The 9,402-nt window shown below is 42.5% G+C and carries 13 protein-coding genes; 1 reads left to right on the top strand and 12 read right to left on the bottom strand.

Annotated features, from left to right (window positions below):
* Positions 1-3: 3 nt before the first annotated feature.
* Positions 4-717 (bottom strand): N-acetylmuramoyl-L-alanine amidase CwlD, encoded by a 714-nt coding sequence (gene cwlD, locus MHB79_RS00945; protein WP_017359175.1) that lies wholly within the window; start codon positions 715-717, stop codon positions 4-6.
* Positions 718-775: 58 nt separating this feature from the next.
* Positions 776-1,219: a DUF2521 family protein gene (locus MHB79_RS00940; protein ID WP_340988682.1), complete on the bottom strand. Its 444-nt coding sequence runs from the start codon at positions 1,217-1,219 to the stop codon at positions 776-778.
* A 146-nt stretch (positions 1,220-1,365) separates the two neighbouring features.
* Between MHB79_RS00940 and MHB79_RS00935 the strand changes: the two genes are divergently transcribed.
* Entirely contained in the window at positions 1,366-1,935 is a 570-nt protein-coding gene (locus MHB79_RS00935) for a DUF4825 domain-containing protein (protein ID WP_050945811.1), read from the top strand.
* Positions 1,936-1,972: 37 nt separating this feature from the next.
* On the opposite strand, the gene MHB79_RS00930 is transcribed toward MHB79_RS00935, so the two are convergent.
* The 10 genes from MHB79_RS00930 to MHB79_RS00885 form a co-directional block, all read right to left on the bottom strand.
* Entirely contained in the window at positions 1,973-2,971 is a 999-nt protein-coding gene (locus MHB79_RS00930) for a serine hydrolase (protein ID WP_340865382.1), read from the bottom strand.
* Positions 2,972-3,080: 109 nt separating this feature from the next.
* Entirely contained in the window at positions 3,081-3,554 is a 474-nt protein-coding gene (locus MHB79_RS00925; RefSeq protein ID WP_253621926.1) for a GNAT family N-acetyltransferase, read from the bottom strand.
* Between the two features lie 20 nt (positions 3,555-3,574).
* A complete protein-coding gene (locus MHB79_RS00920; RefSeq protein ID WP_253621927.1) occupies positions 3,575-4,321 on the bottom strand; it encodes an amidohydrolase family protein in 747 nt (248 codons plus the stop codon).
* 98 nt (positions 4,322-4,419) lie between these two features.
* Entirely contained in the window at positions 4,420-4,935 is a 516-nt protein-coding gene (locus tag MHB79_RS00915) for a GNAT family N-acetyltransferase (RefSeq protein ID WP_340988678.1), read from the bottom strand.
* Between the two features lie 189 nt (positions 4,936-5,124).
* A complete protein-coding gene (gene rpsI / locus MHB79_RS00910; protein WP_003217273.1) occupies positions 5,125-5,517 on the bottom strand; it encodes a 30S ribosomal protein S9 in 393 nt (130 codons plus the stop codon).
* A 20-nt stretch (positions 5,518-5,537) separates the two neighbouring features.
* A complete protein-coding gene (gene rplM, locus MHB79_RS00905; protein WP_003217042.1) occupies positions 5,538-5,975 on the bottom strand; it encodes a 50S ribosomal protein L13 in 438 nt (145 codons plus the stop codon).
* A gap of 166 nt (positions 5,976-6,141) precedes the next feature.
* Positions 6,142-6,885 carry a tRNA pseudouridine(38-40) synthase TruA gene (truA, locus tag MHB79_RS00900; protein WP_226804569.1) on the bottom strand — a complete coding sequence of 248 codons (744 nt, stop codon included), beginning with the start codon at positions 6,883-6,885 and terminating at the stop codon, positions 6,142-6,144.
* A gap of 11 nt (positions 6,886-6,896) precedes the next feature.
* Positions 6,897-7,694: an energy-coupling factor transporter transmembrane component T family protein gene (locus MHB79_RS00895; RefSeq protein WP_044139647.1), complete on the bottom strand. Its 798-nt coding sequence runs from the start codon at positions 7,692-7,694 to the stop codon at positions 6,897-6,899.
* Positions 7,691-8,560, bottom strand: a complete 870-nt coding sequence (locus MHB79_RS00890) for an energy-coupling factor ABC transporter ATP-binding protein (RefSeq protein ID WP_340988675.1) — start codon at positions 8,558-8,560, stop codon at positions 7,691-7,693. The genes MHB79_RS00895 and MHB79_RS00890 overlap by 4 nt, the downstream gene beginning before the upstream one ends.
* Positions 8,536-9,378: an energy-coupling factor ABC transporter ATP-binding protein gene (locus MHB79_RS00885; RefSeq protein WP_050945818.1), complete on the bottom strand. Its 843-nt coding sequence runs from the start codon at positions 9,376-9,378 to the stop codon at positions 8,536-8,538. The genes MHB79_RS00890 and MHB79_RS00885 overlap by 25 nt, the downstream gene beginning before the upstream one ends.
* Positions 9,379-9,402 lie beyond the last annotated feature (24 nt).

Genomic DNA, 9,402 nt, shown 5'->3' with positions numbered 1-9,402 from the left:
CCCTTATTCAGGCGGCTCTTTTTGCTCTGTTAAATATCTTAAAATGCCTTTATAAATGGATGCGGCTATTTGATCTTGATATTTAGGTGTTGCCAGCTGACCGGCCTCTTTCGGATTGGAGAGAAACCCAATCTCCACAAGAGCTCCTGGCTTTGTGACATTTTGCATTAAATAAATACCATTGATCCGCTTCGCCTTTCGATCTGTGTTTTCAAGATTATTGCGTAATTCATCTTGTATGAACTTCGCTGCCTTTTCATTCTCTTCATACTTTCCGTAAAAAAACGTCTGCGCGCCGCTCCATTTGTTCGATGGGATCGCATTTAAATGAATACTTAAATAGAGATCCGCTTCAGACTCATTGATGACTTTTACGCGGTTTCTTAAATCTTCCGCTTTCTTCCGGGCATATCCCTTTGTGTTCTTTGATGATAAATCAGAATCATCCTCGCGGGTCATGAGAACAAGCGCTCCCTGCTCCTGCAAATAGTCACGTATCTTCATGGATACATCCAGTGCAATCTCTTTTTCAAGCAGCTCTCCTCCTACAGCCCCGCCATCTGGACCGCCATGACCCGGATCTAAATAGATGATCTTGCCGCTCAGAGGCAAGTTCCACGATTTCCACGAATCATCATTTAGAAATTGAAACCTGAATAAGAATAAGAGGACAATAAACCCGATTAAAAACCCTGTCCATTTCAGCTTTCTTTTCATCCCTGTCCCTCCCATACACCATTATTTTATAGATATGGGACAAGGACTGGAAATATGCTTAATGCAGCCGAAGCTTATGCCTTTTTTCTGATTCTCGAAAGCCTTCCTGCCACCACACGCTTAAAAAATCCTTCGCAAATGAATACAGACACGACATCTTCCGCTCCATTCGGAACATATTTCCCCACGATTGCAAACACCCTACTAGCTCCTCAACCAGCTCATCTTCTTCATGAACTGACCGCTTCTTTATATCATCGAACGATTCACCGTATTTGCTCGACTCACCGTATCTCCCACCTGCTAAAAAAGCTTCAATGGCGAAATCGATGCAGCCATCACTCATAATCCCAGCTGGATCATCTGCAAATGGGAACAGCTTCTTCGTGAATTTCTCGGAAGCGACCGTCACCTGTTGAAGAGACAATGTACGCAACAGCTTCTTTTCAAGCGTGACATCTCGTTTTGTTTTCAATTGATAAAATGAAAGAACCTCTGCCATGGACTGAACTCCTTTTTTCTTTGTATTGTTCGTTGGTTTGAACAAAACATGCAGTTCAGTAAATGGAAATCAATGAGCTAATGGATTGGAAAATTGTGATAAGATGAACACTTATATATAGAAAGAATGGAAAAGGGGCAAAATTCATGAAGAAGTGGATGTATATCCTACTGCTACTAACAGTCGTCTTATCTGGATGCAGCAGTCACGCGACCGAGCAGAAGAGCGATATAAAAGGAATAGAAGACATATCATTAAAACAGCTTTCTAAGCACAAAAATTCTTATATTGGAGACAACGGAGCAATTGGCGCTATTTTATCAGATCTTCCAGGTAACGTGATTCGTGAGTATGAAATCGTAGATGAAAAAGAGCTAAAAGTGACATATGGCGTGAAAGAAAATGCCAATGATACAGAAGAACAATTTGATACATTTTGGTTTGACAAGAAGGATACCATTGAAAAAAACTACTTATATAACGCATTGGCACTTTTTATTCTTATCGATAATGCTGAGCAAGTGACACTCAAGATGAACTCTAACGACAAACAATCCGTCACGTTTAAAAGACAAGAGCTAGAAAAAAAGCTGCCTCACTCATTTAAAGAGTACCAAGACGATGTAGCGCTTTGGCAGAAGGAACTGGTTGTTGGAGTTGTGAAGTCAAAAGAGAAACGCCAAGATGTATACAAAGTGTTTCCAATGCAGAAATAATAAAACAGAGGGGTATCTCCCTCTGTTTTTTTGATGATTATGTAGTAAAAGCCTTAATTAAACGTTGTCTAAAGTTTTGATCCACTGCTGCAGTAAGCATAAATTCATTGAATACTTCCTCAATCCAGTGAGAATTGTTCGCTTTCGGATCATTGATAAAAAGAGAGATGGATATAGAGGATGTTTCTGTTCTTCGATATAAAGCAGCTGTGAAAACAAACAATGTTGCTCCGCCTTTATACCAAAGGTATTGATCTGTTTCCGCCTTGAATGTTTCTCCCAGCACAATTTGGCTAAAAAGACGCTTTTCTTCTGTTGTTAACAACTCATCCTGCAGACGTTTCATAAAATGTGCATATTGATTAGTTGTAGACCTTGTCATTTTTTGCGTCAGTAATGATTGAATACGCAAGCTTAACAAGTTCTTTTTCATTATTTTATCTTCTAACGCCTTTTTATGCTCTGAGTCATTTTTCATGATATTAAAAATCTCACTCATCAGAGATTTGTATTGTTCATCTGTTACACCGCTCATTTGCTTGAATGCATCCCGCTCATGATCAGATACATAAGCTGGCCACAACACCTTAGGTGTCAGTGGCATGACTTCACCATGTTCTGTAAGGTCCGCTTGTTTCATTCGATCATTGATCTTATCTAAGCCGAGGCGTTCAATCAAATAATCAGTACAAGCATTCGAACTGACTTGCATCATCCCTTTGGCAACATCTAATAAAGTTGCATGCTCAGAAAAATCGTTGACCTCCAGCCAGTATGTGTGAGCACCGCCATCTGTTCTATCAATATAAAACCGCTCTATGTCCGCCAATGCCACTTTTTCATCTAGCTTGATGTCACCGCTAGAGACGGTTTTAACAAAATGAAACAAAACCATTAATTTCACCGTACTTGCAAGTGGTGTTTTTTGATCACCATTCCAATCTAATCTCACATCTTCATTTTCAATAATTGTCACTGATACGTCCTTTTTGTTTTTCGTGACAAATGTCAAAAGATCTTCCTTTGTTTTATTCAAATGTTTCTCCTTTCCCAACCACTATAGATTCTCATCTTCAATATAACAAATATTTGAAATAAAGGCACAAAAAACAAAGGATTGTGAATACCTTTGCTTCTCTGTGTGTTTATTGACGATGAACTTGCAGCTTCATCCCATCATGCGTAGCTTCAAAGCCCAACTTTTCGTAAAAACGGCGTGCATCTGGTCTCTGTTTGTCTGTTGTTAGCTGAACGATATGACACCCGCGGTCGATGGCGCGTTGAATCGCCCATTTTATGAGCAGCGTGCCAATTCCTTTCCCTCTATGAGACGAGGCCGTACGAACTCCTTCTATTGAAGCTCTCCATCCTCCTTGATGTGTAAGAAATGGCGTCATGGTCAATTGGAGAACACCTACAGCTTCTTCCTGATCACACGCAACAATGAGTTCAATATTTGGATCAGCATCTATTGAATGAAAGGCTTCGATATAGCTTTCTAACAATGGTTGCGTGTAACGCTCTCTTTTTTGACCTAACATATCATCCGCGAGCATGAAGACGATTTTATCGAGATCATCCAGCTTGGCTTCTCTGAACGTCAGTTGACTTAACCCCATTGAACACACCTCCTATGAAATTATTGACCAAAATACCATTGATGTGCGTTCTTATATAAGATATGATCAGCTGCTTTTTCATCAAAGAGCTGCTGAATCAACCCAACATCACCGTATTCAAATGGACGCTTCGCCCTTGTGGATGGAAGGTCTGTACCAAACATCAGTGCATCAGGATTCGTTTGATAAATGGATGTCAATGCATGTTCAACGTTTAAATCGACTCGTCCAAAACCAGTTGCTTTTACCCGAACTCCTTTATCAACCAGCTTGAGCAAATGCGGCAAGCCTTCTTCTGATAAGCCTAAATGATCAATCGAAACGGCCGGCAGCTGTTCAAGCGTAGATGAGATGTCAGGGAGATGCTTAGCGTCTATGTAGAGCTCACTATGCCAGCCCGCCAGCTCATACACCCTTCTCGCAAAATAATCGAGATTCGAAATATCCTCCGAACCGCCCCGCTTCACATTAAAACGTAATGCCTTTACCCCATGTTGATCCAAATGAACAATTTCATCATCAGTTGCTGTAGAAGGTAATTGAGTCACACCGCAAAAAGCTGAGCCCAGTTCATCCAGCGCTTTCAACAAATAGCCTTGATCAAAGCCTTGAAATGACCCTGAGACGATGGCTCCACCTACAATCCCCAGATCAGCCGTCTCTCTCCTATAATCATTCACCACATAACTAGAGGGTGTATACCCTTGGTTTTCTTGAATGGGAAAATCAAAATCAATGATATGAAAATGTGCATCAAAGATCCTCATGCTTGGCGCCCCTCTTCTGCTTATTTGATCTGATTATATCAATAGCGAAAGCCAAGGGATATTTGGAATGACGAATTACTTCATATCATGAAAACTTATCAAGTTTTCCATTCCTCACTTAAGATGGCATAGTAAAACTCATCCCACCACTCATTTCCTTGTGGGATACATTTTTCAAAATATCCTTCTCTTCTCATCCCTATTTTCTCCATCACTCTCCACGATGGCACATTTTCAGGCTGACAAGTGGCAATGATCCGATGTAAATTCATTGTGTGAAAGCCATGATGCAGTACAGCATAGGCTACTTCAGATGCATAGCCTTTGTTTTGATATACAGGATTGAAGACCCAGCCAATTTCATACGTGTGATCACCAAAGTAAGGATGAAATGCGATATGCCCGATGCATGTATGATCTTCTTTTAATAGGACAGCGACATACTTAGCATCTTCATGACGATTATTTTTGACAAATTCCTTCGCATCTTCTTTAGAAAATACATCTTCCGGAATATACTTCATCACTACCGGATCAGATGTATATGCATAGACATCCTGCCAATCATCATCAGCAAATGGACGAATCAGACATCTTTCTGTCGTTAGATTCATAGGACAACCTCCATCTTTTTTAACAAAAAACTTCTATACTCATATTTTATACGTATTCAAGAGGAAGAGACCAGTCATGATCTATCACATAAAAAGCACAAAAAAAAGCACCAGCACGAAGCTGATGCTTTTTTTATAAGGTTTGTTTGTAACAAACCTTTGTAAAACGTCCATACAATATAAAATTGATTAACGTTTTGAGAACTGAGGTGCGCGACGTGCGCCTTTAAGACCGTATTTCTTACGCTCTTTCATACGAGGGTCACGAGTAAGAAGTCCAGCACGTTTAAGTGATGTACGGTACTCAGGATCTACTTCTAGAAGAGCACGAGAGATACCGTGACGAATTGCTCCAGCTTGACCAGAGAATCCACCACCGTGAACAGTTACAAGAACATCGTAGCTGTTAGCTGTTTCTGTGATGTTCAAAGGCTGTTTCACGTCTTCGATTAAAGCAGCGAATGGAATGTATTCAGTAATTTCACGATTATTAACGACGATACGGCCTTCACCTGGAACTAAGCGAACGCGCGCTACAGAACTTTTACGACGACCTGTACCGTAATATTGAACCTGTGCCAAATTGTTAACCTCCCTTATAATTAACCGCGAAGTTCGTAAACTTCAGGTTGTTGTGCTTGATGTGGATGCTCAGAACCACGGTACACATTTAATTTTTTGAACATTTGACGGCCTAATGGACCCTTTGGAAGCATACCTTTAATAGCAAGCTCCAACATTTTTTCAGGGTAGTTTGTACGCATCTCAAGAGCAGTTCTTTGTTTCAAACCACCTGGGTGCATTGTGTGACGGTAGTAAATTTTGTCCGTCAATTTCTTACCTGTTAGTTCGATTTTCTCAGCATTGATGATGATGACGTGATCACCTGTATCAACGTGTGGTGTATAAGTTGGTTTGTGCTTACCGCGCAAAAGTGATGCTACTTCAGTAGAAAGACGACCTAGAGTCTTTCCTGCCGCATCAACAACTAGCCATTTGCGCTCAATTGTGCTTGCGTTCGCCATTGGTGTTGTACGCATGAGTTTCCCTCCTAAATAAATCAATGATTTTTCCTTGAATCAAATGCTACGTTCTATTTCAAAACACAAGATAAGTCTTCCGGGGCTTATTTGTGGGGTTGAAATACATACCATATGATATCTTATAACTTTCTGCTTCCTGTGTCAAGAACATGTTACACCTGGTTTAGTTGTCATAGAAAACTTCCCATAAATACAGTCCGTGACTAGGCGCAGTCTTGCCTGCCGCTTCGCGATTTCGGGCGGCAAGCATGGCTTTTATCTCCTCAGGGTGAAATTTACCAGATCCGATTTCAAGTAACGTTCCAGCGATAATTCGCACCATGTTGTATAAAAAGCCATTTCCTCTCACACGCATTTCAAGCCCGTCTGAGACGTTTTTCCACTCGAGGGCGTAAATCTCCCTCACCTTGTCCTGAACCTCTGTATTGGCCGCACAAAAGCTTGTGAAGTCGTGTGTGCCAATGAGGTGCCCAGCAGCTTCTCTCATTTTGTCTGCATCCAGCCGGTAAGGAAAGTGGCAGGCATACTGTCTCGTGAACACATTTTGGTGCGTTTCCGTTGAGACCTTATAACGGTACTCCTTCGAAACGACACTAAAACGTGCATGAAACGACTCATCCACTTCCTCAGCCTTTAGAACCCGGATGTCATCCGGCAGGAGACTGTTGAGGGCAAAAGGCCATCTTTCCATCGGAATCGAGAGCGGCGTGTCGAAATGGATGACCTGCCCCTTCGCATGGACGCCGCTGTCCGTCCGGCCAGAAGCCACGATCGGAATCAGTTCATCCTGTTTGTGCATTCTTGCAAGAGCCGACTCGATCTCCGTCTGAACAGTTCGCTGCCCAGGCTGCACCTGATAGCCTTTAAAATGTGTTCCATCGTAGGATACGGTACATTTGACCTTCATCTAGGAATCACCTAATTTCTCAGAAGCACAAGGAGTGCTGTTAACAGGATGAATAGGAGCAGTGTGAACGTGTCTTTCATGCCCCAGACAAGCTGACGGTATTTCGTCCGCCCTTCTCCTCCGCGGTAGCCTCTCGCTTCCATAGCGGTCGCCAGTTCCTCTGCACGCTTAAACGCACTGACGAAAAGCGGGACAAGTAAAGGAACGATGGCTTTCATGCGATCTTTAAGAGGTCCGCTTGTAAAATCAACACCTCTTGCCATTTGTGCCTTCATGATTTTGTCCGTCTCTTCTAATAAAGTTGGAATGAACCGAAGAGAGATGGACATCATGAGAGCAAGCTCATGAACGGGCAGTTTGATTTTACGGAATGGGTGAAGCAGCTTTTCCATACCGTCTGTCACTTCTATAGGCGTTGTGGTTAACGTCAGAAGTGTCGTCATCATGATGAGATAGACAAAACGGAGAGAAATGAAAATCCCCTGCTTTAGACCTTCTTCATAAATATTTAAAAAACCAAAGTGAAATAGCAAGGCGCCATCCTTTGTCATGAAGATATGCAGTATGAAGGTAAACAGGACAATCCATAGGATCGGCTTCATTCCTTTGAGAATAAAGTATAGCGGCACCTGAGAAACCATCACCACAAGGAGGGTAAAGACACCTAAAAGCCCGTAAGTGATGTAATTATTAGCAAAAAAGACAATAAAGACAAAAAAGAAAATTGATAACAGCTTTGTCCTTGGATCAAGACGATGGACAAAGGATGAACCTGGCACATACTTGCCGATAATCATACTATCCATCATGATGTCGTGTCCTCCTGATAAAGAGCTGTTAAGGCTTCTGCCATTTCATCCATGGTCAGAAGCGGCCTTGGAAACGTAATGCCCAGCTTTTTTTCTACAGTCTGCTGGAATTTAATCGTTTCTGGGAGGTCGAGACCAAACGAAGACATGTCTGTACGATTGGCAAACAATTCTCTCGGCGTACCTGTCGCCTTCACCGTTCCTTTATGCATCACAATCATTTGATCCGCAAAATGAGCTGCATCCTCCATACTGTGTGTAACCAGAATCGTGGTGAGGTTTGCCTTTTGATGAAGCTCATAGAACATGTCCATGATTTCCTTACGTCCGCGTGGATCTAATCCTGCAGTCGGCTCATCCAGCACAAGCACTTCTGGCTCCATCGCTAGAACACCTGCAATCGCCACACGTCTCATTTGACCGCCGCTTAGTTCAAAGGGAGATCGAGATAATAAGGATTCAGGAAGACCAACTAGCTTCAGCATTTCCTTCGCCTTTGCTTCTGCCTTCTCCTGAGGAACACCGAAATTCATCGGACCAAAGCAGATATCCTTAAGGATCGTTTCTTCAAAGAGCTGATGCTCAGGAAACTGAAACACGATGCCTACTTTTTTCCGAAGTGACTTTAAATCTTTCTGCTTTTTATTGGCTTGTAAGATGGTATCCCCAAGCGCAATGCTCCCCTTCGTTGGTTTGAGCAAGCCATTTAAATGCTGCAGCAACGTGGACTTGCCAGAGCCCGTATGACCAATGACAGCGACATAGCTGCCCTCTTGGATGGAAGCATTGACATCATACAAAGCGAGACGCTCAAACGGCGTTTTCATTTGATAACGATGCTCTAATTCTTTGATCGTAATGTCCATAGCTCTTTCACCAATCCTTCTTGTGTCAAATGGGCATTTGCAAGCGGTACACCTTGCTGCTTCAATTGTTTGCTCAACCGATAGGAGAATGGCAGATCAAGTCCAATTTGAACTAGCTCTTCGTCTAGTTCAAATACTTCCTCTGGGGTTCCCTCGGCAAATTTTTTCCCGCCATTCATGACAATGACCCGGTCTGCCTTGGCGGCCTCGTCTAAATCATGTGTGATGGAAATGACTGTGACCGTTCCTTGTTCCTTCAATAGTCTAACAGTCTCTAACACTTCTTCACGGCCAATCGGATCAAGCATCGATGTTGCTTCATCCAAGATCATGATGTCAGGGCTTGCGGCAAGTACACCTGCAATAGCGACTCTCTGCTTTTGCCCGCCTGATAGATGGTGCGGCTCTTGATCAAGAAACTCCTGCATATTGACCTGTTTGACAGCCCAATCTACACGTTCTATCATCAATTCCCGCTCAACCCCGTTATTTTCTAAACCAAAAGCCACATCATCACGAACCGTTGAGCCAACGAATTGATTATCTGGGTTTTGAAAGACCATTCCGACCTTTTTGCGAATATCCCAGACACTCTCTTCTTTCAGCTCAATCTCTCCAACCTTGACCGTTCCAGCATCCGGTAAAATGAGCCCATTCAGTACACGGGCAAGTGTGGATTTACCGGAACCGTTATGACCAACAATGGCGAGCCATTCATTTTGATTCACATGCAATGACACCTGATCTAAAGCGGGCTTGTCTGCATCCTTGTGATAACGAAATACAATGTCCTTTACATCAATTAATGTCTTCCCCATGTCTACCGGACCTCCTCTCAGCTC

Origin of the sequence: Bacillus sp. FSL M7-0558 (assembly GCF_038003245.1) — a bacterium.
GTDB lineage: Bacteria > Bacillota > Bacilli > Bacillales > Bacillaceae > Bacillus > Bacillus pumilus.
The sequence above is the reverse complement of the archived record's forward strand: the minus strand, read 5'-3'. Positions and strand labels throughout refer to the sequence as shown.